Consider the following 23,494-nt stretch of genomic DNA (forward strand, 5'->3'; position numbering starts at 1 on the left):
TTGGCTGACGTCTCATTCTCCGCGCACATCACCGTCGATGAGGAGACCGATGTCGACGGGTTGCCGATCCTCTCGGCGACCGTCACCCCGGACGACGAGTCCGCGGAACTCCCACTCCCGGCGGGCCCGACCGGTCCCGCCGGACCCACCGGCTCCCCGCGCACAACGTTCCTCAAAATGGGCGAGATCGCCGATGCTGCCGCCCGCCCGGTCGACCTCACCGAAGACGACCGCGGCAAGTGGTGGCATCGCCTCGACACCGACGGCATGGACTTCTGGACCGGCACCACGTGGGTCCACTCACCCGGGGCAGTCGGTGTGCAGGGCCCGGTCGCACCAGCGACCACGATCACCCCGACCACCACCCATAATCCGGCATTGACGGTGCCCGCGGTGCGGTTCACCGGAACCGGCCCTGCACTGGATTTGGCGGTCACTGCGCCTGCCGGACTGGCGGGACCGGCAGGCCCCCCGGGGGACAGTGGCAGCATCTCCACCGCCACAGACTTCGACCAGACCATCGGACCAGGCCCCCGAGGTGTATTCACCTGGGCGCAAGGGCCTCGCCGCTGGAAGGTGCAGCCGGCTCCGAACGGGTTCGGGGTGTGGTCGTGGCCGAGCTCGTCCTTTAACGCGGATACCACTGCAGATGTCGACCGGATCATCGCCGGTACTTTCGCGCTTCCGGAGATGCCTTTCGCGTATCGGCCGATGGTGTGGGGTCGGATGCCCATCATGACCGAAGCGAACAGCAGTACGTTCGCAGAGATCCGGGTGCGTATCGGTTCGGAGACCGGTCCGATGGTCGCGGCCGGCGCCGGTATTCGCACCACTGTGGGCGGCACCTATACGACACCGTTCGCGCCCGCGGTGGGTGACTCGACGACCAAACCGATCTCGCCGACCTCGACGCTCGCCTCTGTCCCTGCCTATACCGCGACCAGCCTGATTGTGGCTGTGGAGCGGGTCGGACAGTCCGCGGTGGATATCGGGTTCGTCCAGGCAGCGTCGTATATGACCGTGTGGGCACAGCCGATCGGATAGGAGGGCGATGACCACAGTCGCGGAATACCTGGCCTTCGTTGCGATCCGAGGGATCAACGAGGGTATCGGCCAGTCCGGGATAGTGCAGAGTTTCAACGCCACCCCTGTCGATGGCAGCTTGGAGCTGCCGGTGGGTGCGCCGGGCGCGGCCGGTTCTGCGGGCCCGGATGCTGCGCCGTTCCGGTGGGAGGGGGATATCTCCGATCCGGGCGCACTGTCTGCGCTGGCTGCCGATCTCGGGCCCGTGCACGCGGGTAAGGCGTGGCGGGTCGAATCCACGAACACGTTGATGTATTGGAATGGGACGTCGTTCGACAGTTTCCCGGACGCATTCGGCGCAGCCGGCCCCACCGGGGACGTGAACACTCTGTCGATCGGCACTGTCACCACCGGCGCCGCGGGTAGTGATCTCGTCGCCACGGTCACCGGGACGCCGCCCAGTCAGACTCTGGACCTCATAGTCCCCCGCGGTATCGAAGGCGCGCAGGGCCCGATCGGTGGCCCCGGCCCGATTCGGGGCGCATCCGACTATGTCGAGTCCGCCGAGCCGGTGGACGGCGCGGTGCCGATGTGGGATTCGGTGGCCGAGAAATGGGGGCCGGTACCCGATCCGGGCTGGCGTGGCCCGTGGTCGATTTCCGAGCAGACTGCATGGGATGGCGGCGCGGGGTTCGCTGCCTCGGCGACCAATATTTCCACCAGTCCCAACACAGTCGCCGTCGTGAATGTGCCGGCGCAGGATGTGGATTGGCGGCCGATGGTGTTCGGTGGTGTCCAGACTCGGGGTAATGGCGGCAGTCCGGCGACGAAGATCGATCTGGAGGTGCTGATCGGTTCGGCCGCGGGACAGATTGTCGCCCTGGGCACGGGCACGGTGGCGCAGGTCTGGTGGTACAACCAGATCGGTCCCGAGTATCAGGCTCTGGTCACGCCGGACCTTTCCACGGGGGTCATCAGTGCGGGTGCGCCGGCCTCGATATACCTGGTCCTGCGGCGGACGCAGGGCTCCGGCACCTATTCGTATTCCCGCACCTATGCGCATGCCGCGGTGTGGGCCGTTCCTGTGACGGGGGCACCGTGACCGAGGTATACAACGGTGATGTCACTGTGACGATGCGTGGAGTGAGTGACCCGATCGGCCTGCCCTACACCGTCAATCCCTTGGAGCTCGCTGACCGGGACGCGCTCATCGAAGTCCGCGAAGGCCCCACCGGAGAAATGGGTCCGCAGGGGGGCCCCGCGTGGCCCTGGACGTGGGAAGGCGACATCGCCGACTTCGCTACCCTTGAAGGTTTACCCCTGACCACCGCCGATGCGCGCAAGGCTTGGCGGGTGGTGGCCGAGAACGCGATCTATGTGTGGACCGGGCTGGATTGGGTGAGATTCCTCGATGCCTTCCTCGCGCCCGGAAGGCAGGGGCCAGCCAATGAGTTGACCGGTGCCGCGGTGGCCGGGGCGGTCGGGTCGTCCGCGTCTGCCCAGTTCACCGGCACCGCGCCCGGTCAGGTACTCGAAATCACCTTCCCTCGCGGCGTCACTGGGCCTGCCGGGGATCCTGGGGTAGCGGGCGCGATAGCCGACGCAGAGGATGTCGCTGACATTTCCGATGCAAGCGACGGGTCGATCCTGTCGTGGAACTCTGCTGACGATCTGTGGTATCCGGTGCCGGCCCCGAAACTGGCGGGGCCATGGTCGATTGCGGGATCGCAGTTCGCTGCGGCGTCGAATGTGTCCGCGACGGAGCGGACGGTGGCCACGATGACGATCCCTGCTCAGTCGTTCGCGTATCGGCCGATCGTGATCGCCGGGCAGATCAATATCAAGGCGGCAACGAAGGCGCTCGACGACCCACGCCTGATCGTCGAGGTGCGGCTCGGGTCGGCGAGTGGACCGGTCATCGGTTTCGGTATGCCGATCGGTGCACCGAACAACACGAATGTCTTACTGGCTCCGCGGTGGGAGCAGGCACTCACCCCGGAGTCGACGCATGCCACGGTCGCGGCAAACCAAACCTCCACCATCTACGTCGTCATTACGCGCGTATCCGGGACGAAGACGTACACCGTCGTCAACCAGGGCGCCCAGTTGATGATCATGGCCCAACCGCTGAAGGATCAATCGTGAGCGAAGAAGTCCACTTCAAAGCAGGGCAGGCCCCGGGTTATCAAGCGAGCCCGGTGGAGGGGGTGCAGGTCACCGAGAAGTGGAAGCAGTTCATTCAGATGGCCGTCGACGGGAAGCTGCCTGACCCGGGGAAAGTTCCGGAGTTGGATCCGAACGTTCGAGCGTTGGCGGAGGATCTGGTGGTCATCCACCTGCCGGAATGGCGCAATCCGGCCGGACGCGTAATGGCCGAGCCAGCGACGGTGCACACACAGAATGCGATTCGGATCGCGCAGTACTTCCACGACCGCGGTTACCGGTTCGTGCCCGGGTGCGAGACGGTCCGGTGGAGGGCGACGCCCGGCGGCCCGCCTGGCGCCTACGACCAGGGACTGCATATCCGGCCGGACGAGGACGGCAACTGGCCGGATCCGGATCCGGAGGATTTCTACGACTTCGACGACATCAAGGTGGGGCCGCTGGAGGACGGGCGCTGGGCTGCCACGCACCCGCGCGGATTGCAGTTCGAGGCCGACACGAAATCCGAGGCGTACGAGGGCATCGTCGCGCGCCTGCGCGCCAAGATCGAGGAGGCCAAGAATGTCCTGGACGGGTGATCCGGGCTGGCTCGCGGACGTACTCCGCGACGCCGGCCTCAAGGTGATCGAGCACGACGGCTGGCGCAACCGCGGGCACGGCGATTTCCGCGATATCCGCGGGGTGCTGTGCCATCACACCGCGGGCGGCGGGCCGAACGATTGGCGCGTCGTGCAGTACGGGCGCCGCGATCTCGCGGGTCCGCTGGCTCAGCTCGTACTCGAAAAGGACGGCACCTTCCGCGTGATCGCGGCCGGGGTGTGCTGGCACGCGGGCCGCGGCTCACATCCCGGCTGGCCTACCGATAACGCGAACTACCACACGATCGGGATCGAGGCCGTCTCGCGCGGCACCCCGCCGTGGGACTGGACGCCCGCGCAGCTCTCGGCCTACAAGATCGGCTCGGCGGCAATCCTGCGCCGCATCGGCCGCGATTCGCGCGATTGCGTGGCGCATCACGAGTACTCGAGCGAGGGGAAGATCGACCCGGCAGGCATCGACATGAACGCCTTCCGCCGGGATGTACAGGCATTGATCGACAACCCGACGGGAGATGACATGACACCCGACGAACGCACGATGCTGAAGGCCGTACACAAGGAGCTGACCCAGAAGTATCCGTCCCGGTCGAAGTACCGCAAGGACGACAAGCCTGTGGACACCCTGGCCGGGATCGTGCTGAATGTGGACGGCCGCGTCCACGAGGACCACGTCGAGCGTGAAGCGCTCAAGCGCGTCGAGTGGGCGGTGGGCCTGGTGAAGCGTGAGGCGGCCAAGGGCGACGCCGGCGCGCAGGCTGTGCTCGACCAGATCGAGGGGGCGAAGTGAAAGCACTCGATTCGATACTGAGAACAATCCGCACCGAGCCGATCCGGACCGTGCTCTGGCCGGTGCTGGGCATTGTCGTCGCCATGCTGGTAGCGCAAGGCGCGATCACGGAATTCACGGCCGACACCGTGATAGCCCTGATTGCCGCGGTGCTGGGTATCCCGGCCGCCGAGTATGCGCGGGCGAAGGTGAGGCCACTATCCGCTGATCGGCCGGGCGAGTAGTGCTGGAGGGAGCGGCGCTCGGGTCGCTGCCCTGGGGAGATATCGGCCTGGTCGGTGTCTGCGCGGTACTCACGCTGACGCAGCTGCGCATGGTGATGTCGGGGAAGTTCGTTCCACGCGAACAGGTCGACATGCTGTTGACCGATCTGCGGTCACGGAATCAATTCCTGGAGCAGGCCAGCCAGACCAAGGACCTGACCATCGGTGAGCTGGTGACGCAGAACGCGAAGCTCACGGCGCAAGGCGAGTTGTCGGTGCGCCTCCTGGAATCCATATCCGTCAACAGCAACGCCAGGTCGGGGAGCGACTATGTGGCGCCGACGCAAGAGTAAGCCCGAGGAGTCTGCGGGGGTGCGGGAGGCGCGGGCGGAAGTGGAGCGCGCCCGCGCCCAGCATCGCCGGATCACTGCGCGCCGAGGGCAGGTGGATGCGATCGCCGAGGAGCTGCGGCTGGCGATCGACCGCAACCATTTCGGGGAATCGATCGAACTTGCGCTGAGGAGGAAGGCGTCGTCGTGAGTCCTCACCTGAGCCATATCGTCGTCGCGCTGACCACAGTTGCCGGGGTTCTCGCTGTGATCCTCGTGCCGGATCACAACGCGGTCAGCGCTGGAATGCTCGCGTCGATCGGTGTGCTGTCGAGCGCGTTCGTCGCGGTCTATGCGTGGCGGTCGAATTGGCGGTCCACTGCGGCCGGCCGCAACATCATGCGCCTCATGCTGTGCATCGCAGCGATCGCGGCACACGGCACAGCGAACGCGCTGACCGACGCCGGGTACTGGGGCCGCGAATATATCCGCCCCCTACTGCTCCTCGGGGTAGCGGTGACGATCCTGAATCTCCTGCTGCGGCTGGTGTGGATGCAGCGTGACAAGAACGTGGAGGGCTCCGAGTGGCATCCCTGACCCCATTGAAGTACGGCAAGGTCGTCGGCCGTTTCCTGGCGAACATCGTGGACGGCCCGGACATCGAGGATCTGCCCGAGTTTCCACCGCTGTCGGGGACGTTGACGTTCACCGCGGGCGCGCCCAAGGTGCTGGTGGCTACGGCCGAGCCGGACCCGGCCACGTATGTGCAGCTGCCGCAGCACTACAAGGTGAGCTTGGATGAGTTCGGTTACCTGACGTGGCGCGGTGACCGTGGGGTGAAGCTGGTGGCGCCCACGGCGGACACCACCAATCCCAGCGGCTGGACGTGGCGGGTGACCTTCGACCTCAACTATGAGGGCTCGCCGGTCAACATCGCCCCGTTCAGCTTCCTTGTCCCGGAGTATGAGCCAGGGCCAGACCCCGAGAATCCAGATGCAGGTTCGTCCGGCCTGGTGGACTTGACGCTGGTATCTCCGGTGCCGGCGAGCAATGGCGAGGCCGTAGTGCGCGGCTTGTCCGTTGTGGGCGTGAGCCTGGTCGGTGATGCGCTGGTGTTCGAGCTGGACAACGGGGAAGACCTCGACCCAGTGACGATCCCACAGATCGAGGCCGCGACCAACGCTGCCGCCGCGGCAGCGGCCAGCGAGACCGCAGCCGAGACCGCGGCGACGGACGCTGCAGCGGCGGTCAACTCGTTCGACCTGACCGTCGGCACCGTGACTACCGGCGCACCGGGCGACCCGGCTGCCGTGGCCGTATATGGCGGTCCTCCCGGGTGGACTATGGACGTGACCCTGCCGAAGGGCGATACGGGCGAAGTAGGCCCATCCGCGCCGGACGCCACCGGCAGCACGAAGGGCATCCTGCAGTTCGGTGGGGTGCTGGCCGGGTCGACCGCGACCAGTCAGACTCTCGCGGCCGGTTCGGTGACCGAGGCGATGATCGCCGATGATGCGGTGACTTCGGCTCAGATCGCGGCGGACGCTGTCGGCGCGGCCGAGCTGGCGGACGGCGCAGTCGATACCGCGGCAATTGCGGATCTCGCGGTGACCGCCGGCAAGATCGCAGCAAACGCGATCACCGGCGCGCAAATCGCCGACAACGCCATCGGCGCGGCCGAGCTGGCGGACGGCGCAGTCGATACCGCGGCGATCGGGGACGGGCAGGTCACCTCGGCCAAGATCGCCGACGGCACCATCGTCAACGGCGACATCGCCACCGGCGCCGCGATCGCACTCGCGAAAATGGCGGCGGGAATCATGGCGTTTCAGAAGAACGGCACCCCGACCAGCGTCACAGTCTGGGCGGGCACCGAGGCGCAATACACCGCGCTCATCGCCACTCAGCCGGGCGGCGTGGAACAGGCCGACTGGATCTACCTGCGGGGCGCGTGATGCCGAAGATATCCGGGCTCGGGCTGGGCGAGATCAAGAAGGTAAGCGGGCTGGGCCTTGGGAATATCAGGAAGGTGAGCGGCCTCGGGCTGGGGCTGATCTGGCAGTCGATCTCACAGCTCGGAATGACCAAGAATGGCGCGTTCCTGATACAGAGTTCGTACGGGACCGTGACCGGCTGGACACCGGATGCGGGAACCACTTTGTCGGGTGACGGGATCCTAGTCACGACGGCCGGCACCTACACCATCCAAACGAATCTGACCGTGGCAAACAGTAGCTTCCTGAATCGGGATGTAACACTGCGGCTGGCACGCACCGTCTCGGGTACAACGACCACCCTGATCACCGGTACTACCTTGACGTTCGGTAGCTCTGGGTCGCCGAAGGCGTACCCGCTGTCACACGGGGCTACCGCGTACAGCGTCGGTGACATCGTCACGCTGCAGGCGGATTCCAGCGACAACAACGACATGTCTGTTGTCACTGGCGGGACCATCCGCATGATCCCCGCATCCTGAAATCCCCCGCAGCAAACCGCCCTGACCGAGAACGGTCGGGGCGGTTTCGCCCTATCTGCGGCCGGTCAGCGGGTCAGCTCGACGACGCAGGCGTCAACGGCAGCGATCGCGGGATCCGCCGACGAGACACCGATATCCGAGGCTTTGGGATAGCTCGAGCTATTCCGCGCCCCACCGGTCGCAGCAAACACCCCGCCGCCACGCAGTATCCATACGTCCGACCGGCTTTCCATCTCGCCCGCAGTGTCGACGATCGTCGCACCGAAATACGTCGTACCGGCGTCGTTGATCACGGTTGCGTTCGTGAGAGTCTGGCCGTCGACGGTGAGGCCGGCCGCGACCATGGCGACGATGTCCTCAGCCGCCGGTGCGCATCGTGGATCAGGCACCACGGGGACCGTTGCGGTCGACGGTGCGACGACCGCGGTGGTCGTGGCCGGCGCGTCCGCGGTATCGGTCTGGTCGCCGCCCGCGATCGCGCCGACGATCACGATCAGTGCGATCACTGCGAGCGCGGATCCGGTTGCGATGAGAATCATCTTGTTCGTGCGCCGGCGTCTGTCCGTCTGGTCGTCCGGTGTGGTCATGCTGTCCCCTGGTTCGTTGTGGGGGCACGAGAATGCGCCCCCGCTGATCGATGATCGGCGGGGGCGCATTCGGCGTTTCAGGGCCGGGCGAATCGGTCGTCGCCGTCGAGTAGCTCACCGCCTGCGATCACCACGTCGACCAGTTCGGCGAGCGCGAGCCATTCCCGGGCGGCCCATACTGCGTCCGGGGTCAGGTATGGGATGACGACTACCTCGGCGCGGTGGTCGAGGATGTGCTCGACGGCGATCATCACGGCCAGCCGAGGATGTTCGGTCTCGGTTGTGACGGTGAAGACCACTTCCAGTTCGTGCTGCTCGGTGCACTTGTCGATATCACCGGGGTCGGTCTCGTCGCGGCGCAGCACGATCGCGCGCCTCACGGTCGGATCGCCTGCGTGTAGTCCATCGCCGCGCTGTACCGCGGGCAGTCGTGGTGTTTGGCGTGCACGGCGAGGATCTGGTGCGCGTGCGCGTAGGAGTTGATCGGGCCGACGCCGGCGCGGCAGCCGGCGGGGTGATCGAGTGCGCGGAGCCCGTCGAGGGTGCGCTGGATCAACCCGCGGTTGGTGTTGTGCCAGCGTTGGAGTGTGGCGGCCCGGGCCGGTGTCCGGACCGGGAGCAGGGTCGGCTTGCTCATGGTGTCGTCTCCCCAGGGCGAGGCGGTAGTGGTGAGCGCCCCGGCGCTGGATCGTCGGCCGACGGTATGCGACACGGCATCGGGGATAAGAGAGCCGACGCCGGGGCTAAGACGACGGTATGAACCAGACCGCCCCGCGGGCTACAAAAGTGCCAGAAAGTGCCAGAACCATTGCACCAGCGATGATTTACCTGGGACTATGGAACTCATCCCACGCACTCCTTTGCAAAGGTGACCATCATGCACGTCAGATTCCTCGGCGGCCCCAGCGGCGGGCAAGGCTCTCCCCGTCTTTACGAAACCGACCGCGGCACATTCGCTGTCCAGGGCTGGAAAACCGACCACGACGACCGCATCGAGATCCCCCATCGCCTGCTCTTCCACACCGAACCCGGGACATGCATTGCCGGACTGCAGGACACCGGACACGGGACGTTCCTGCTGACCGGTACCCCGATCACCGATTCGGAAGCGTTGGCGATCATGAAGATTCCCGGCCACGAAGCCGCCGTCGAGGTCCCCATCGGGCAGGAGGTGACGCCGGATGCGCCAAGTCCTCGGCGGTGATCCGTTCGACCGGCTTCTCGACGAGGCGAAAACGTCTGCGTTCCACCTCGAAACCAGTGACGACTACCTGGCGGAGACGGAGTCGGAGTCGCTTCGCCAGTGGCGGGAAGACGAGTCCAGCGATCCCGGCGGGGAGTGGTTCGATTCGTGGACCGATCAGGTCCGGCGGATGACCGAGCGCGGTGTCACAATGCGGCGTGTCCGGATCGTCAGCGAGCCACACACCGTCTACACCCGGTATCTGCTGGCGCTTGCCCGGCACAACGAGGCGGCCGGTGAACAGGTCCGGTACCTCGCCCGCCAAGACGCGCACCCGGCGGACGCCGCGAGTGACGATTTCTGGCTGCTCGACAACCGTCTCGTGTCGTTCAGCCTGTTCGACGACCGCGGATTCTGGATCGGCGGGGCAGTGACCGAGGACCCGGTTCTCGTCAGCAACGCGATGGCCATACGCGACCGGGTGCTGGCCGCGGCGGTCCCGTCGGACATCTACCGGAGCCGGCACTCCCCGTGACCGATGTTCTGCGGCTCAGGCAAGCTCTGGGCGCGCGTCTCCGCGAGCTTCGTAGGGACGCGGGCCTGGACGGCCGCCAGTTCAGTCTCGCGGCCGGCTGGCACTGGTCGAAGACGTCACGGATCGAAACTGGTAAGCGCACACCGTCGGAGACCGATATCGGTGTCTGGTGCGAGGTGTGCGATGCGCGGCTGGCGAAACCGGATCTGGTGGCCGCGCTGCGCAATCTGGAAGCTCAGTGGACGGAATGGAAGCGGGTCGCGGCATCCGGGCACGCCCGCCGGCAGAAACGGGCTGTCGAGATCGAGGGGCAGGCCCGGCTGCAGCGCGTCTATGCGCCGGTGGTGTTGCCGGGGCTGTTGCAGACCGAGGACTACGCCCGTGCGGTACTCGCCCAGTGCATCCGGTTCCTGGACACCCCCGATGATCTCGAGGCGGCGGTTGCGGCGAGGATGCAGCGGCAGTTGGTCCTGGATCAGATCCGGCACCGGTTCGTGCTCTTGGCCGACGAGGCCGCCCTGTACAAGACGGTCGGCGACGATGCCGTGATGGCCGGCCAGCTCCGGCACCTGCTTGACACCGCGTTCGACAATCCTCGGCTCATCTTCGGTGTGGTGCCGCTGACTGCCGAGTTCACCTACATCACGACGTCCTTCGACATCCTGGACAACCGGGTCGCGATGATCGAGACCATCAGCGCAGAGCTGACGGTGGTGACGGCGTCGGAGCTGGCGCTGTATGAGAAGGCATGGAAGGCGCTGAGCAAACAGGCGGCGTACGGCGACCGCGCCCGGGAGCTGATCACAGTCGCACTGGAGAAGCGCACCTAACCCTCGGCGCACCGCGTTCTGTGATCGTTACCGCGATCTCCCGCAGATTCGACTGCAACCGATTATCCTGGATTACAGGACATCCCCTTGAGGGATTCCCACCCGCCTTCGACCCCGCCAGCGTGCGGGGTCGTCGTGCGTCTGGAGACGAATATCACAATGGCCAGTAACGCACAGAGCCGCGGGCCCGCAAATCTTCCAGCATGTCCCAGAGTTCGGCATAGAACGCCCTGGTCTTCTCGTGCTCCGCCGGATGCCGGTGCCTGTTGAGGACGTAGGTGACCATATCCACCGCCTGCACCATCCTGCTGTGACAGGACGGAGCGAAGTGCAAGGTATCGGCGATCCGCGGCAGCCGTGAAGGCGTGTACCCGCCCGTTCCGTTTCTCCGGTAGTCCTGCAGTTTCTCTCGGTAGACATCCCGGTTCTGAACCTCGTCGCAGATGCACAGGATGTGCTGATCTTGGTTCTTCGCGTGGACGTTGAGCTTTTCCAGGGTGAACTTCAGCGACCATTCGTGCGGGTCGTTGCTGGCATGCCAATCGACCTTGCGCTCGATGAGTCCGCCACGAAACCATGCCAGATCCTCGAACGACGCGATAGTTTCCACGGCGTCTCGGTAGACGGATACCCGGGCCCGGGCCTTCCCCTTCAGGGGCTCCCAGTGACCGCTCCCGGCGTCGACCTCGTATCCATGGAGTTCAGCATCCTCGTCAAGTTCGGGAAACCTATCGACGGCACGCTCCACTACTTCGTCCAGAGCGGCTGTTATTTCGGGAATGGAGTCGGCCGGGCAGGCCAGCGCGGAAACCCAATGCTCCTCTCCGCGCTTGTAAGTTTCGTCGATGTAGGCCAGAAGCACCGGCCGACTCTATCCGGTCAGAGCTTCCAGCATGCGGGATTGTGCGGCTGTGCCCCACTCGCGCAACGGATCCCGATGTCCGTGGCGAGTTCCCGGGACCATCGGACTGAGGCCTGTAGCAACCAGCGGGCATGCATTGAGCTGGGGCGATTCGCCCGATTCGGGTTCCAATCCAGAATCGGCGCATAGGGTACAGTTTTGGGTACAGTACCCAAATGCCCTGGAGGTTGGCTTCTCTTATTTCGCCTGGTCAGCGTACATTTTCTGGTGGAGCCGGTGACGGGAATCGAACCCGCGCTGTCTGCTTGGGAAGCAGAAGTTCTGCCATTGAACTACACCGGCGCACGCCTGTCGGCGCGAAGGCGAGCTTAGCAGAGGGCCGACCGGGGGCCGAAATCTTTCGCCGATTCCGGCCCCGGTGCACGGCCTCGGTCAGGCTTCGGACCAGACGCCGAGTTGGTTGCCGCTGGGGTCGGTGAAGTGGAAGCGGCGGCCGCCGGGGAAATCGAAGGGGCCTTCGGTGACCGTGCCGCCGGCGGCGCCGACGGAACGCAAGCTGGTGTCGAGGTCGTTCGAGTAGAGCAGGACCAGGGGGCCGCCGGTGCGGACCTCGGAACCGGCGGCCAGGCCGCCCGCTTCGCCTTCGCTGCCGTCGAAGCGGCGGATACCGGCGTACTGCGGGCCGTAGTCGTTGAATTCCCAGCCGAAGGCGGAGCGGTAGAAGGTTTTCGCGGCTTCCAGGTCGGTGGCGGTGAGTTCGATGTAGTCGATGCCGTGGTGGGTGTGCGAGCTGGTGTCGGACATGGGCATTCCTCCTCGTTGGGCCGGCGAATGTCGGCGGGTCGTCGGAGCTGCGTCGGTCAGGTGCAGTGTGCCCGCGAGGTATGACAGGAAACGGTGCCGCCGGACCGGGGCCACCTGCCCGGATCGCGGTCGCTACGCTCGTGGCGTGCTGCTTTCCGATCGTGATATCCGGGCGGAGTTCGCCGCCGGGCGGCTCGGGCTCGAACCGTTCGAGGACAACCTGGTCCAGCCGTCCAGTATCGACGTGCGGCTGGACCGGATGTTCCGGGTGTTCAACAACACCCGCTACACCCATATCGACCCGGCGCAGCGCCAGGACGAGCTGACGAGTCTGGTGGAGCCCGCTGCGGGTGAACCGTTCGTGCTGCATCCGGGAGAATTCGTGCTCGGGTCCACGCTGGAGGTGTGCAGCCTGCCCGACGATCTGGCGGGCCGGTTGGAGGGTAAGTCGAGTCTGGGCCGGCTGGGGTTGCTCACTCATTCGACGGCCGGGTTCATCGACCCCGGGTTCAGCGGGCACATCACCCTCGAACTGTCGAATGTGGCGAATCTGCCCATCACGTTGTGGCCGGGGATGAAAATCGGGCAGTTGTGCCTGTTCCGGTTGACCAGTCCGGCGGAGAACCCGTACGGCAGTGCGGGCACCGGCTCGAAGTATCAGGGGCAGCGCGGGCCGACGCCGTCGCGGGCGTATCTGAACTTCCCGCCCCGGGACTGAGGCGGCCGGTGGGCAACCGTTGACCCGGCCCTGGGGGACGTGCTGCTTTTGCCGGCTGGGCGATGCGTTCAGTGTTTCTCGGGTGGGCCGAGCACGATATCGGTGGCCCGGGCCATGATGGCGGCGCGGTCCACACCGCCGGGTGGGTCGGCGACCAGGAAATGCATGCCGATTCGCGTACTGAAGGCGAGCAGGCTGCGGGCTTCGATCTCGACCGGGTCGGTGAAGTAGGCGCCGATCATCTCGCGCAGCAACCGCATGCGCTGGTTGTCCACCCGGCGCAGGCGGGCGGCCACGGCTTCGTCGCGGCGGGCCCAGTCGCGGATCGCGAGGTCGATCGGTAGCAGTTCCGGGGAGAGGGTGAGTGCGCCGGCGCGCTGGATTTTGGCCCGTGGGGCGCCGCCTTCGCGGTCGACGCTGTCGAGGACCTCGTCGACACTGCGCCGCTCCCAGGTGTCCAGCATGGCTTCGAGCAGGGCGTTGCGGTCGGCGAAGTAGCCGTAGAAGCCGCCCTTGGTGACGCCCAGTTTTTTCGCGAGTGCTTCGACGCGGACTGCGTCGGGACCTCCGTGAGCGAGGGTACGCAGACCTTCGTCTATCCAGTCGGCACTCGGTGTGCGCGCCGTTCCCATTGTTGTGTCTCCCCTCACCGTCGGACATCTATACGCCGCCGTATATCTGCGGTAGCGTTGATATACGCCACCGTATAACAGGCAGAGGGAGATGCGGCGATGACTGACCCTTCCCCGGACCGTGTGGTCGAAGGCCACCCCGATCCGATCGCATTTCAGCAGTACAACATCACCGACTCGACCCGAGCGCGCAGCGCGTCGACCGGATACGACTACATCGATCAGTTCACGCTGGTCACCGCCGCGGCGGCGGCCGGGACACCGCAAGCGTGGGCGCGGGCGGCGCTCGACACCGTCGCCGGAATCAAAGGCCGGCTGATCTGGCGCGGTCTGCTGGGACTCCGGCTCGCCCGGCGGTCGTCCCCCGAGCATGTGGCCGGATGGGAGATCGTCGAACTCGGTGAAACCTGGATCACTCTCGCAGCCCGGTCCTGGTTGCTCACCGGCAGTCTCGTGATCGAGGTCGAGGAAAACAGTGTTTCCCTGGCCACCTTCGTGCGGTACGAGCGGCCGATCGGCGAGCGCATCTGGACATTCGCTTCCCGGGGGCATCGCCGGTTCGCGCCCGAACTGCTACCCGCCGCACAGCGAATTCTGCGGCCACATCCGTGATACCGGACCGGTCGGGGCAGATGGCCGGCCCGGTACCACGGCGGCTGTCCTGGGACAGCCTGTCCCCACGGTCACCCGTCGGCGCCGCGGGCGGGTTACGCCGGCCCGCCTCGTGAGCCGCCCGGCGTAACCCCATCCCCGGTCATTCCCGGTTGCCGCCCGCCAGGAGTGCGGCGTTGATAACCGAGGACAGTGGGGGTAGCAGGCCGTCGCGTTCGGGCGGCACCACCCAGTTGCAGCCTTCCCGGTTCCAGCGGCCCATCCCGGTGGGCAGCATGACCGCACTGCCCACGCCGGGAATGTCGATTTCGATGCGGTGCAGCATTTCCACCACTTCGGGATCGGGCCGGCGATCCGGATAGGCCACAAAACTCCAGCGAATCTGACGGGCCAGCACGGGAACCCGGATATCCCGTGAGTCCAGCAGTTCGCGGACGGCGCGCGCGCGTTCGGTGGGCAGGTGGATGACGCAGGCCCGGCTGGTGATCGGCAGCATCACGAAACCGCCGCGTTCGGTGGCCGGTAAACCGAATTCGTGACGATAGTAGGCGGCCCAGTCGTCGACCGTTCTGAGCTTTTCCACATTCACGGTGAATCCCCTTGCCTCCCTGGCGTGCCGGGCCTCCCTGGCGTGCCGGGCCACGGCCGGTGGCGGTCTCGCTTCTGTCTTTCCAGGATCCCGCCTGGACGGGCGTGCCGGAACCGCCTTCGTGCTTGCGTTCCACTGCCCTTGCGCTGCCATTCGCAGCGGTAACGAAATTCCTTGTGGTTGCAGTCACATTCGGCTCGTACCCTGGGGAAGAAATCGTTCGGAAAGGGTGACAACGTGGTCGGCCAATGGTCTGGAAGGGAGGCCCGGGCGCTTCGCGAGGCCAAAAGGATGAGCATCCGGGAGTTCGCGGCACATTTGGGTGTGCACGAACGCCTGGTGTCCAAATGGGAGGCCGGCGGCAACCGGGTGCATCCGCGTCCCGTCAACCAAGCTGCCCTCGACACCTGCCTGGCCAGATCCGATGATGTCGAGCGGAGCCGGTTCGCCGCATTGACCGCCGACCCGGTTTCCGGCCCCGTCGGCGGCCCCACCGCGGTGCGCGGAAGTTATTCCAATGACGCCGAACTCCTCGCCCTCGTCGACAGCGGTGCGGTGCGTGGGGACGGGGCGGCGGCGATTTCGGAGAGGGATCTGATCATGGCGGCAGCACACGAGGCGAGCGATCACGCCGGCCGGGCCGAGGCGACGAATATCGGGCCCAGCACCTTGGATCAGCTCGACGCGGATGTCACCCGGATCGCGAACGATTACGTCCACACTCCGCCGATGCCGATGATGGTGGAGATGCTGCGGGTGCGCCGCCGGGTGTACCGGCTGCTGGAGGGGCATCAGCGCCCGTCCGACACCAGTCACCTATACCTGCTGGCCGGGTCGTTGTCGGGTTTGCTCGCCAACGCGAGTACCGACCTGGGGTACCTGGATGCTGCCGGTGAGCAGATCCGGGCGGCCTGGGCCTACGGCGAGATCTGCGGTCACAATGGGTTGCGCGCGTGGGCGCGGGGGATGCACGCACTCATCGAGTACTGGTCCGAACGGCCGCATCGGGCACTCGCCCTGGCGCAGAGCGGGCAGCAGTACGCGGATTCGGCCACCGCCGCGGTGCGCCTGCACAATATCGAGGCGCGGATCTGGTCGAAGATCGGTAGTGCGGCCGATACCGAGCGTTGTATCCGGGCTGCCGCTGCGGCGAGCGAGAGCGCGACCACCGATGGATTGCACGACGAAGTGGGCGGGGTGTTCGGCTTCTCCGAGGCCAAGGCCAGCTACTATGCGGGCGCCACCTATATCCATCTCGGTCTCGCCGAACCGGCGCTGGCCGCCACGGAACGCACGATCGAGCTGTATCTCAGCGGGCCGGCGCGTCAGCGTTCCTACGGCGCCGAAGCGCTGGCCCGGGTGGATTCGGCGGCCGCTCATCTGATCAATGGCAGTCTCGACGGCGCGGCGGAGGCGCTGTCACCGGTGCTCGAACTGGCCGAGGACAAGCGCATCGCGCAGCTGGAGGAACGGCTCACCGGGGTACGCCGGCGGATCTGCGCCCCCAGCTATCGCGGCGTTGCGCAGGCCCGGTCCCTGGACGAGCAGATCGAGGAATTCTGCGGTTCCACACCCACCCGCAGCCTGCCCCCGGGGGCGGGGTGACCGCGACGTCGAACCCGCTCGCCCGGTAGCCGTACGCGCAGGTACCGGGGCCGGGCCGGATATCCCCTTGCCGCTGGTGGCACCATGGATCGGGTGAGTACTGGCCATTCGCATCCCGCCCCCCGGATTCTGGAGCAGTCGAAGAAGCTGCAGAACGTCGTCTACGAGATCCGTGGACCGGTACACGCACATGCGGCACGGCTGGAGGCGGAGGGCCATCGGATCCTGAAGCTCAATATCGGCAATCCGGCGCCGTTCGGGTTCGAGGCGCCCGATGTGATCATGCGGGATATGATCGCCGCCCTGCCGAACGCGCAGGGGTACTCGGAATCCAAGGGGATACTGTCCGCGCGGCGGGCGATCGTCACCCGTTACGAGCTGGTCCCGGGCTTTCCGGAGCTGGACGTCGACAGCGTCTACCTGGGCAACGGCGTCTCCGAGCTGATCACCATCACGATGCAGGCACTGCTGGACAACGGTGACGAGGTGCTGATCCCCGCCCCCGACTACCCGCTCTGGACGGCCATGACCAGCCTGGCCGGCGGTACGCCGGTGCACTATCTGTGCGATGAGAGCAACGGTTGGCAGCCCGATATCGCCGATCTCGAAGCCAAGATCACCGACCGGACCAAGGCCCTGTTGGTGATCAACCCGAACAACCCGACCGGGGCGGTGTACTCGGCGGAGGTGCTGCAGCAACTCGTGGACCTGGCCCGTAAGCACCGGCTGCTGCTGCTGGCCGACGAGATCTACGACAAGATCCTCTACGACGACGCCAAACATATTTCGCTGGCGACGCTGGCGCCGGATCTGCTGTGTCTCACTTTCAACGGCCTGTCCAAGGCCTATCGGGTGGCGGGTTACCGCTCGGGGTGGCTGGCGATCACCGGCCCGAAGGATCATGCGTCCGGTTTTCTGGAGGGGATCGATCTGCTCGCGTCCTCGCGGCTGTGCCCGAATGTGCCGGCGCAGCACGCCATCCAGGTGGCGCTGGGCGGCTATCAGAGCATCGATGACCTGATCCTGCCGGGCGGGCGCCTGCTCGAGCAGCGGGATATGGCTTGGGAACGATTGAATGCCATTCCCGGCGTGTCGTGCGTCAAACCGCGGGGTGCGCTGTATGCATTCCCTAGGCTGGATCCCGAAGTCCACGAGATTCACGACGACGAGAAACTGGTTCAAGACCTGCTGCTCCAGGAGAAGATCCTGATGGTGCAGGGCACCGGTTTCAACTGGCCGGACCACGATCATCTGCGCATCGTGACCCTGCCCTGGGCGCGTGATCTGGCGGTTGCCATCGAGCGTTTCGGCAATTTCCTGGCGAGCTACCGCCAGTAGCGAGGCGGAGAACGCTGGGTAAAAACAGACCTTTCGTCCGGATTATTGCCAATTTTCTGAACCCACTGGCACAAAAGCGGATCTTATGTGTACAGTGGGCTTCGGCACTTCGAGTGCCCGGCCAGGTTGTCTACCCCCCCTGGGCAACCTGGTCCTCGGGTTAGGCCGCCTACCCCCCCTGGGCGCCTGCCCCCGGGCGGCGGAGACATCCCCCTGCTCTCCGCCGCCCCTTCCCGAGAGTCTCCGGCGCCTTGCCGAATTCCCAGCGTAGAGGCCATCCGCAGGCCGTCGCGGCATCCGGTGAATCCTCTAGGCTGAGCCGCGTGAGCGACCACCATCACCATCACGATCACTCCCGGCCGATCGCCATCGGCGCCACCGCCGCCCGCGTGGTGGTCGGACTGCTGATCGCGATCGGCGTCGTCGTGGTCGTCGCCACCATCGCGCTCTGGCCCGACCGGCAACAGGTCGATATCCCGCTGCCCATGCAGAACGCCGACGGCACGGCGGTGGTCACCGAAGCCGGAACCGTTATCCGCCAAGACCTCGGCGCCTGCGGCAGTCCCTCCATCGGCCGGGTCTTCGAGGGGGAACCGACACCGCCGCCGATGCAGGTCTACGACTGCCAGCGCAGCTTGATCGCCATCGAATCCGGGCCGCACGCCGGCCGGCACACGCTGCTCGAAATCGCCCCCGGACCGGGCCAGCCCGATCTGGCCGCCGGCGACGAACTGCGGATCGTGCGGCAGCAGGCGCCGGACGGAACGCCGCTGTATTCGTTCGACGATTACGCCCGCGGGTTCCCGCTCAGCGTTATCTTCCTCGTATTCGTCGTGGTGATCGTGGTGATCGCCCGCTGGCGCGGTGTCCGCGCGATCCTCGGCCTGGGCTTCGCCTTCGCCGTCCTGGTGATGTTCCTGCTGCCGGCACTGCTGGACGGCAAACCCGCGATACCGGTTGCGCTGGTGGCCGGTTCGCTGATCTTGTATGCGGTGTTGTACCTGGCCCACGGCGTGAATCTACGCACCAGTTCGGCACTGCTGGGGACCTTGACGTCGATGGTGATCGCCGCGGTGCTGTCCTGGATCGTTATCGAAGCGACCACGCTGACCGGTCTGTCCGAGGAACAGAACACGAACGTCGCCACCTATATCGAGCATGTGAGCATCACCGGGCTGCTGCTGGCCGGATTCATCATCGGCTCGCTCGGTGTACTCAACGATGTCACGATCACCCAAGCATCGGCAGCCTTCGAACTCGCCGAACTGGACAAGAAAGCCTCGCGGGGAGAGATTTTCGCGGCAGCGATGCGAGTCGGCCGCGACCATATCGCCAGCACCGTGTACACCCTGGTACTCGCCTACGCGGGTGGCGCACTACCGCTGCTACTGCTGTTCAGCGTGGCCGGCCGGCCCATCCGGGATGTGCTGGTGGGTGACGCCGTCGCGATCGAGATCGCGAGGTCCGCGGTCGGTGGTATCTGCCTGGCGCTCTCGGTACCGCTGACCACCGGGATCGCGGTGCTGCTCGCCCGGCCGTTCGGTACGCCGAAACCGCCCGCGCCCGTGGGTAAGCCCAAGTCCCGCCGGCACACCGATACCGGCAGCCACCGCGCGGCGCCGCGGCCGGACGGGGGGCCTGAAACGGGGCCGCGGCGCCGGGCCGATCGCGACTACGAACCGTGGCCGACCACTGGCGACCAACCCCGGGTCCGGCGCCCCGGCACCCCCGATCCCCGTTCGGGGCCACGCTCCGCCATCGACCCGCGGCAACAACCAGGCCCACAGAGGTCGCCGCGCACCGGCCCGCAGACTTCCGGCCGGCAACCGCCGGGCCCGCAGCAGCCGTGGAATCCACAGCAGCGGTTCGGTGGCCCGCCTCCGGGCCGGCGTCCGGACCCGGGCTACGGGCGAGGCTGACGGGTCAGCGGTCGGCCGGGGTCGGCCGCGGGAAGGGGAAGGCTTCCGGCGGGATGGTCGGTACGACGATCGGTGGCAACCCCGGCACCTGGAATGTGTTCGGACCGGTCGTGGTGGTCGTTGGAGCCTCGGGCTCCGGCCGGTAGACCGGCGGCGGTTCGGCCAGCGGTGCGTGCTCGGCTCGTGTGGTGGTGGTCGCGTTCGGCACAGTGGTCGCCGTCGGTGTGCCCGCCGAGGTGGTCGGGGGTTGCGAAGTGTCTTGGACCGTTGCCGAATCCTGGCTGAACATGTGCTGTCCGTACCCGAGACCGACGCCGATAGAGGCCACCACCACCAGCGCACTCACCGCCACCATCGCGGCGCTGATCTCCCGGCGGGGACGTTGCGGTGGCGCACCGAACGAACGGCGCGGCAACAGTTTCGCCGGGAGTCGCAACGCCACTGTCGGGGGATCCTCGTCCGGGGACAGCCGCGGTACCGGGGTATCGAGCGGGCGGGGCGCGCTGGAGTCGGGCGCGGGCTCCTCGGTATCCGGCTCCTCGCCTGAACGGAGACTCAGGTATCCCGCGCTGGAAAGTACGCTCGGGTCGCCGGTCGGTGGGCCGAAGATGCCCTCATGCGGTACCGGCAGAGCAGGGCGGGAACGATCCGAGCCGACCGCCGACAGCGGGTCCGCGGGAGATTCCGAGTGGGTTGTTGTGGTGGTTTCCGGGCCGTTGATCAGGGTGAGCCGCCCGGCCCCGTCGGCGGGTGTGGTGAGCCGGGTGGTCGCGTCGGCGGGTGTGGTGAGCCGGGTGGTCGCGTCGGCGGGCGCGGATGCCGGGTTCGTATGCACGGCAAGGCGGAGCTGCGCCACGGTTGCGCCGGGTTCCGTGCCGGCCGGTGCCGGCGAAGTCTGCGGGTGCGCCGTGGTGGCGGGCGGCGCGGGGAGGGAGCCCGAATACGCGGGTGCTGCGCCGGTCGGTGCCGCGGCGGCAGCGGGAAGCGCCGATATCGTGTCGCCGCTGTGGGCGAGGGGTGCGCTGGTGGGTGTCGTGTTACCTGCGTGCGCGGTGTCCATGCCGGGGTCCGGGGTGGGGACGCAGAGCGCTCGACCGGCGTCGGACTGTAGTGGGTTTGCGCCGCTGTCGCCCGGATGCCCGAGAGCGGCGGGGGCGTGCGCAGTGTCTTCGGCGACGGCTGCGAAGCGCCGGTCGTCCAGGGCGGTATCGCTCGTGCGCGCCGGTTCGCCGGCTCGCGGTGCGCGCACCCGGCCCGCCAGCAGCGCCGCGCCGCGGGCGGTTGCCGTTTCCGGTTCCGGTGGTACCAGGACCGGCATATCCACGGCGTCGCGCAGCGCCCGGCTCACCAGCGGAATACGGACACCGCCGCCGACTGCCAACACTGCCTGCACCGGCCGACCCGATCGTTCGATGATTTCGCGGGTGGCGCGGGCGGCGGTTTCCACGGCGCGGGCGATGAGCGCGGTGAAATTCTCCTGGGTGAGCAGCACCGGCCCGTAACTGCTGGGCAGGGCGACCGCGTTACCGGCCGAGAGCCGTTCCTTCGCCGACCGGCACAGCGCGTCGAGTTCGGCCAGTCCGGCCGGGCCGGGCGGGTGGGCGATCCGGCCCGAGTTGATCTGCTGTTCCCGGATCAGCGAATCGAAGTATTCGCCGCTGATATCGCCGGTGCGTTCGGTATGCCGGACCTGCCGGGTGGAAACGTCCACCACCGTTACCGAGAGGCCGGAGGCGCCGAGATCGAAGACAGCGAGCGAGGTCACGTCCTGCAGTACGCCGGCGGCCGCGGCGAATTCCACGACGGCGTCGATATCGGGGACGATCTCGTAGCCGGTCAGGGCGTGCTCGTTCATCGCCGTATGCAATGCCCGGGCTTGTTGCTCGTCGCGGCAGGCGAGGACGGTGGCGCAGATGGCGGGGTTCGAGTTCAGGGCCGCCGCGACCGAGAGTGCGGCACGTTCGGCGCTGGGGGTCTCCGGCGGGACCACGAAGGTGCGCAGTTCGAAGGATTCGGGTACGGCGCCATCGGCTACCGAGCCGGGCGCAGTCCCCGCAGGTGGGCGCGCCAGGCGGATCGCGCCGGCCCCCACCGACACTCCCAGTACTGAACTCATCGGCAGCCCATCCGTACTTCCCGCTTCACGATATGCGAGCACCGGCCAGTCGACGATGACGGCTCATCCCCCGAACCGGGCGGCTCCTCCGACAGTACCGCCCGGTCCCGTCGGATCGGGAGGCCGGAACCGTACGTCCGGCTCGCTCACCAGACTCTACGGTGTGCCCAGCCCCGCGTACACCCAGCCGGCCGACCGCCAAGCGGCTCGATCGAGACAGTTGCGGCCGTCGATGACAGATCGAGCGCGGACCACCGAGTCCAAGTCCTGTGGCCGGAGTTCGACGAATTCGTTCCATTCGGTGAGAACGAGGACCACATCGGCACGTTCACAGGCTTCTCGTACCGAGGTCGCGTAGCTCAGGGTGGGAAAGACACGACGGGAATTCTCCAGGGCTTTCGGGTCGTAGACTGTGACGACGGCGCCGTGCAACTGGATCATTCCGGCGACGTTGAGCGCCGGAGAGTCCCGCACATCGTCGGATTCGGGTTTGAAAGCCGCGCCGAGTACGGCGACGTTGGCGCCCAGCAGGGAGCCGCCGCAGGCGCGGGCCGCCATATCCACGATCTTGGTGCGCCGGCGCATATTGATGTTGTCGACCTCCCGGAGGAAGGCGAGAGCATGGTCGGCGCCCAGTTCGCCGGCGCGCGCCATGAACGCCCGGATGTCCTTGGGCAGGCAGCCCCCGCCGAATCCGACGCCGGCGTTCAGGAACCGGCGCCCGATCCGTTCGTCGTACCCGAGGGCGTCCGCCAGGACGGTGACATCGGCGCCGGTGGCCTCGCAGACCTCGGAGACCGCGTTGATGAACGAGATCTTCGTGGCGAGGAAGGCATTGGCCGATACTTTGACCAGTTCGGCGGTGGCGAGATCGGTGAGCAGGAACGGGACTTCGGCGGCGAGCAGATCCGCGTAGAGTTCTTCGACCAGTTCGCGTACCCACGGTGCCCGCTCGCGGGAACCGTCGACGCCGAGGACGAGCCGGTCCGGGCGCAGGGTGTCGCGGACCGCGTAACCCTCCCGCAGGAATTCCGGATTCCAGGCGACCTCGATATCCACCGCGCTCAATGCCCGCGCGCGTTCGCCCAGTGCGGCGGCGGTGCCCACCGGTACGGTCGATTTGCCGACGATCACGCAGGGCCGGGTGACCAGCGGCGCCAGCGTATCCACCACGGCGTGTACGTATTTGAGGTCCGCGGCGTATTCACCCTTCTTCTGCGGTGTGCCCACGCCGAGGAAGTGCACATCGGCGTGGTCGGCGGCCTCGGAGTAGGCGGTGGTGAAGCGGAGCCGGCCGGCGTCCAGGTTGCGGCGCAGCACCGCTTCCAGCCCCGGTTCGTAGAAGGGCGTGACACCGTCGGACAGTTTCGCGACCTTGCCCGGGTCGATATCGACCCCGAGTACGTCGTGGCCGAGTTCGGCCATACACGCTGCGTGCGTGGCCCCCAGGTACCCGGTTCCGAAGACTGTGCATCGCATAATCGATTGGTAATCCGCGCTGGTGGCCACACCAGAAAACCGAGGCGAGAGGCCGGGCAACAGTAGGTGTACACCGGACGACGGGGCCGGTCGGCCTGCGGAAAC

General features: G+C 66.8%; 27 protein-coding genes, 1 tRNA gene and 1 pseudogene. 19 read left to right on the forward strand and 10 right to left on the reverse strand.

Translation table 11 applies throughout. The features are described 5' to 3' along the window. Genes IU448_RS15260 through IU448_RS15310 form a run of 11 tightly spaced genes read left to right on the forward strand, consistent with a single transcriptional unit; the run spans position 1 to position 7,580 of the window. Positions 1-1,044, forward strand: coding sequence for a hypothetical protein (locus IU448_RS15260; RefSeq protein ID WP_195056144.1), 1,044 nt, complete (start codon positions 1-3; stop codon positions 1,042-1,044). A 7-nt stretch (positions 1,045-1,051) separates the two neighbouring features. Then, positions 1,052-2,125, forward strand: a complete 1,074-nt coding sequence (locus IU448_RS15265; protein ID WP_195056145.1) for a hypothetical protein — start codon at positions 1,052-1,054, stop codon at positions 2,123-2,125. A gap of 41 nt (positions 2,126-2,166) precedes the next feature. Beyond that, positions 2,167-3,168 carry a hypothetical protein gene (locus IU448_RS15270; protein WP_195056146.1) on the forward strand — a complete coding sequence of 334 codons (1,002 nt, stop codon included), beginning with the start codon at positions 2,167-2,169 and terminating at the stop codon, positions 3,166-3,168. Beyond that, complete coding sequence (locus tag IU448_RS15275) at positions 3,165-3,764, forward strand: hypothetical protein (protein ID WP_195056147.1); 600 nt, start codon at positions 3,165-3,167, stop codon at positions 3,762-3,764. The genes IU448_RS15270 and IU448_RS15275 overlap by 4 nt, the downstream gene beginning before the upstream one ends. Then, positions 3,748-4,572 (forward strand): N-acetylmuramoyl-L-alanine amidase, encoded by an 825-nt coding sequence (locus tag IU448_RS28940; RefSeq protein WP_228812716.1) that lies wholly within the window; start codon positions 3,748-3,750, stop codon positions 4,570-4,572. The genes IU448_RS15275 and IU448_RS28940 overlap by 17 nt, the downstream gene beginning before the upstream one ends. Further along, positions 4,569-4,796, forward strand: a complete 228-nt coding sequence (locus IU448_RS15285) for a hypothetical protein (protein WP_195056148.1) — start codon at positions 4,569-4,571, stop codon at positions 4,794-4,796. Before IU448_RS28940 ends, IU448_RS15285 begins: the two co-directional genes overlap by 4 nt. After that, positions 4,796-5,128: a hypothetical protein gene (locus IU448_RS15290; RefSeq protein ID WP_195056149.1), complete on the forward strand. Its 333-nt coding sequence runs from the start codon at positions 4,796-4,798 to the stop codon at positions 5,126-5,128. Before IU448_RS15285 ends, IU448_RS15290 begins: the two co-directional genes overlap by 1 nt. A gap of 19 nt (positions 5,129-5,147) precedes the next feature. Beyond that, positions 5,148-5,315, forward strand: coding sequence for a DUF7620 family protein (locus tag IU448_RS15295; RefSeq protein ID WP_195056150.1), 168 nt, complete (start codon positions 5,148-5,150; stop codon positions 5,313-5,315). After that, the gene (locus IU448_RS15300; RefSeq protein WP_195056151.1) at positions 5,312-5,701 is read left to right on the forward strand and encodes a hypothetical protein; all 390 of its coding nucleotides are present in this window, start codon (positions 5,312-5,314) and stop codon (positions 5,699-5,701) included. The genes IU448_RS15295 and IU448_RS15300 overlap by 4 nt, the downstream gene beginning before the upstream one ends. Beyond that, complete coding sequence (locus IU448_RS15305; RefSeq protein WP_195056152.1) at positions 5,689-7,059, forward strand: hypothetical protein; 1,371 nt, start codon at positions 5,689-5,691, stop codon at positions 7,057-7,059. Before IU448_RS15300 ends, IU448_RS15305 begins: the two co-directional genes overlap by 13 nt. Continuing rightward, on the forward strand, positions 7,059-7,580 hold the full coding sequence (locus IU448_RS15310; RefSeq protein WP_195056153.1) for a hypothetical protein: 522 nt from the start codon (positions 7,059-7,061) through the stop codon (positions 7,578-7,580). Before IU448_RS15305 ends, IU448_RS15310 begins: the two co-directional genes overlap by 1 nt. Before the next feature lie 65 nt (positions 7,581-7,645). On the opposite strand, the gene IU448_RS15315 is transcribed toward IU448_RS15310, so the two are convergent. From IU448_RS15315 to IU448_RS15325, 3 genes are all read right to left on the reverse strand, one after another. After that, complete coding sequence (locus IU448_RS15315) at positions 7,646-8,167, reverse strand: hypothetical protein (protein WP_195056154.1); 522 nt, start codon at positions 8,165-8,167, stop codon at positions 7,646-7,648. A gap of 77 nt (positions 8,168-8,244) precedes the next feature. Further along, on the reverse strand, positions 8,245-8,547 hold the full coding sequence (locus IU448_RS15320; RefSeq protein WP_195056155.1) for a hypothetical protein: 303 nt from the start codon (positions 8,545-8,547) through the stop codon (positions 8,245-8,247). Next, on the reverse strand, positions 8,544-8,804 hold the full coding sequence (locus IU448_RS15325) for a hypothetical protein (protein WP_195056156.1): 261 nt from the start codon (positions 8,802-8,804) through the stop codon (positions 8,544-8,546). The genes IU448_RS15320 and IU448_RS15325 overlap by 4 nt, the downstream gene beginning before the upstream one ends. A gap of 240 nt (positions 8,805-9,044) precedes the next feature. On the opposite strand from IU448_RS15325, the gene IU448_RS15330 reads away from it, so the two are divergent. The 3 genes from IU448_RS15330 to IU448_RS15340 are packed head-to-tail and all read left to right on the forward strand — an operon-like array spanning position 9,045 to position 10,715. Continuing rightward, positions 9,045-9,371, forward strand: a complete 327-nt coding sequence (locus tag IU448_RS15330) for a hypothetical protein (protein ID WP_195056157.1) — start codon at positions 9,045-9,047, stop codon at positions 9,369-9,371. Then, entirely contained in the window at positions 9,349-9,885 is a 537-nt protein-coding gene (locus IU448_RS15335) for a DUF6879 family protein (protein WP_195056158.1), read from the forward strand. Before IU448_RS15330 ends, IU448_RS15335 begins: the two co-directional genes overlap by 23 nt. Further along, positions 9,882-10,715 (forward strand): helix-turn-helix domain-containing protein, encoded by an 834-nt coding sequence (locus tag IU448_RS15340; RefSeq protein ID WP_195056159.1) that lies wholly within the window; start codon positions 9,882-9,884, stop codon positions 10,713-10,715. The genes IU448_RS15335 and IU448_RS15340 overlap by 4 nt, the downstream gene beginning before the upstream one ends. Before the next feature lie 154 nt (positions 10,716-10,869). Here IU448_RS15340 and IU448_RS15345 read toward each other — a convergent pair whose 3' ends face one another. The 3 genes from IU448_RS15345 to IU448_RS15355 form a co-directional block, all read right to left on the reverse strand. Further along, positions 10,870-11,577, reverse strand: coding sequence for a DUF3800 domain-containing protein (locus IU448_RS15345; protein WP_195056160.1), 708 nt, complete (start codon positions 11,575-11,577; stop codon positions 10,870-10,872). Between the two features lie 268 nt (positions 11,578-11,845). Further along, positions 11,846-11,919, reverse strand: a tRNA-Gly gene (locus tag IU448_RS15350). A 90-nt stretch (positions 11,920-12,009) separates the two neighbouring features. Next, the gene (locus IU448_RS15355) at positions 12,010-12,381 is read right to left on the reverse strand and encodes a VOC family protein (RefSeq protein ID WP_195056161.1); all 372 of its coding nucleotides are present in this window, start codon (positions 12,379-12,381) and stop codon (positions 12,010-12,012) included. Between the two features lie 145 nt (positions 12,382-12,526). Here IU448_RS15355 and dcd point away from each other — a divergent pair, with 145 nt between their 5' ends. Beyond that, positions 12,527-13,099: a dCTP deaminase gene (gene dcd, locus IU448_RS15360; RefSeq protein WP_195056162.1), complete on the forward strand. Its 573-nt coding sequence runs from the start codon at positions 12,527-12,529 to the stop codon at positions 13,097-13,099. 68 nt (positions 13,100-13,167) lie between these two features. Here dcd and IU448_RS15365 read toward each other — a convergent pair whose 3' ends face one another. Next, positions 13,168-13,731, reverse strand: coding sequence for a TetR/AcrR family transcriptional regulator (locus IU448_RS15365; RefSeq protein WP_195056163.1), 564 nt, complete (start codon positions 13,729-13,731; stop codon positions 13,168-13,170). A 99-nt stretch (positions 13,732-13,830) separates the two neighbouring features. On the opposite strand from IU448_RS15365, the gene IU448_RS15370 reads away from it, so the two are divergent. After that, complete coding sequence (locus IU448_RS15370; RefSeq protein ID WP_228812718.1) at positions 13,831-14,343, forward strand: hypothetical protein; 513 nt, start codon at positions 13,831-13,833, stop codon at positions 14,341-14,343. A 142-nt stretch (positions 14,344-14,485) separates the two neighbouring features. Here the strand turns inward: IU448_RS15370 and IU448_RS15375 are convergent, their stop codons facing one another. After that, the gene (locus IU448_RS15375) at positions 14,486-14,926 is read right to left on the reverse strand and encodes a hypothetical protein (RefSeq protein ID WP_228812720.1); all 441 of its coding nucleotides are present in this window, start codon (positions 14,924-14,926) and stop codon (positions 14,486-14,488) included. Between the two features lie 243 nt (positions 14,927-15,169). Between IU448_RS15375 and IU448_RS15380 the strand changes: the two genes are divergently transcribed. The 3 genes and pseudogenes from IU448_RS15380 to IU448_RS15390 form a co-directional block, all read left to right on the forward strand. Then, positions 15,170-16,537, forward strand: a complete 1,368-nt coding sequence (locus IU448_RS15380) for a helix-turn-helix domain-containing protein (protein WP_195056353.1) — start codon at positions 15,170-15,172, stop codon at positions 16,535-16,537. 84 nt (positions 16,538-16,621) lie between these two features. Further along, positions 16,622-17,875 carry a pyridoxal phosphate-dependent aminotransferase gene (locus tag IU448_RS15385; RefSeq protein WP_195056165.1) on the forward strand — a complete coding sequence of 418 codons (1,254 nt, stop codon included), beginning with the start codon at positions 16,622-16,624 and terminating at the stop codon, positions 17,873-17,875. A gap of 425 nt (positions 17,876-18,300) precedes the next feature. After that, positions 18,301-19,467, forward strand: a pseudogene (locus IU448_RS15390) (YibE/F family protein); the annotation flags it as partial. 331 nt (positions 19,468-19,798) lie between these two features. On the opposite strand, the gene IU448_RS28945 reads toward IU448_RS15390, so the two are convergent. Beyond that, on the reverse strand, positions 19,799-21,910 hold the full coding sequence (locus tag IU448_RS28945; protein WP_228812724.1) for an FGGY-family carbohydrate kinase: 2,112 nt from the start codon (positions 21,908-21,910) through the stop codon (positions 19,799-19,801). Positions 21,911-22,066: 156 nt separating this feature from the next. Further along, positions 22,067-23,389, reverse strand: a complete 1,323-nt coding sequence (locus IU448_RS15400; protein ID WP_195056166.1) for a UDP-glucose dehydrogenase family protein — start codon at positions 23,387-23,389, stop codon at positions 22,067-22,069. Positions 23,390-23,494: the final 105 nt, after the last annotated feature.

The organism is Nocardia flavorosea, assembly GCF_015477805.1.
Lineage (GTDB): Bacteria > Actinomycetota > Actinomycetes > Mycobacteriales > Mycobacteriaceae > Nocardia > Nocardia flavorosea_A.

Excerpts from the sequence above, each read along its gene's own strand:
- IU448_RS15265 (WP_195056145.1), top strand. The coding sequence starts at position 1,052 with ATGACCACAGTCGCGGAATACCTGGCCTTCGTTGCGATCCGAGGGATC.
- IU448_RS28940 (WP_228812716.1), top strand. The coding sequence starts at position 3,748 with ATGTCCTGGACGGGTGATCCGGGCTGGCTCGCGGACGTACTCCGCGAC.
- IU448_RS15310 (WP_195056153.1), top strand. The coding sequence starts at position 7,059 with ATGCCGAAGATATCCGGGCTCGGGCTGGGCGAGATCAAGAAGGTAAGC.
- IU448_RS15315 (WP_195056154.1), bottom strand. The coding sequence starts at position 8,167 with ATGACCACACCGGACGACCAGACGGACAGACGCCGGCGCACGAACAAG.
- IU448_RS15325 (WP_195056156.1), bottom strand. The coding sequence starts at position 8,804 with ATGAGCAAGCCGACCCTGCTCCCGGTCCGGACACCGGCCCGGGCCGCC.
- IU448_RS15330 (WP_195056157.1), top strand. The coding sequence starts at position 9,045 with ATGCACGTCAGATTCCTCGGCGGCCCCAGCGGCGGGCAAGGCTCTCCC.
- IU448_RS15335 (WP_195056158.1), top strand. The coding sequence starts at position 9,349 with ATGCGCCAAGTCCTCGGCGGTGATCCGTTCGACCGGCTTCTCGACGAG.
- IU448_RS15355 (WP_195056161.1), bottom strand. The coding sequence starts at position 12,381 with ATGTCCGACACCAGCTCGCACACCCACCACGGCATCGACTACATCGAA.
- IU448_RS15365 (WP_195056163.1), bottom strand. The coding sequence starts at position 13,731 with ATGGGAACGGCGCGCACACCGAGTGCCGACTGGATAGACGAAGGTCTG.
- IU448_RS15370 (WP_228812718.1), top strand. The coding sequence starts at position 13,831 with ATGACTGACCCTTCCCCGGACCGTGTGGTCGAAGGCCACCCCGATCCG.
- IU448_RS15385 (WP_195056165.1), top strand. The coding sequence starts at position 16,622 with ATGGATCGGGTGAGTACTGGCCATTCGCATCCCGCCCCCCGGATTCTG.
- IU448_RS28945 (WP_228812724.1), bottom strand. The coding sequence starts at position 21,910 with ATGAGTTCAGTACTGGGAGTGTCGGTGGGGGCCGGCGCGATCCGCCTG.
- IU448_RS15400 (WP_195056166.1), bottom strand. The coding sequence starts at position 23,389 with ATGCGATGCACAGTCTTCGGAACCGGGTACCTGGGGGCCACGCACGCA.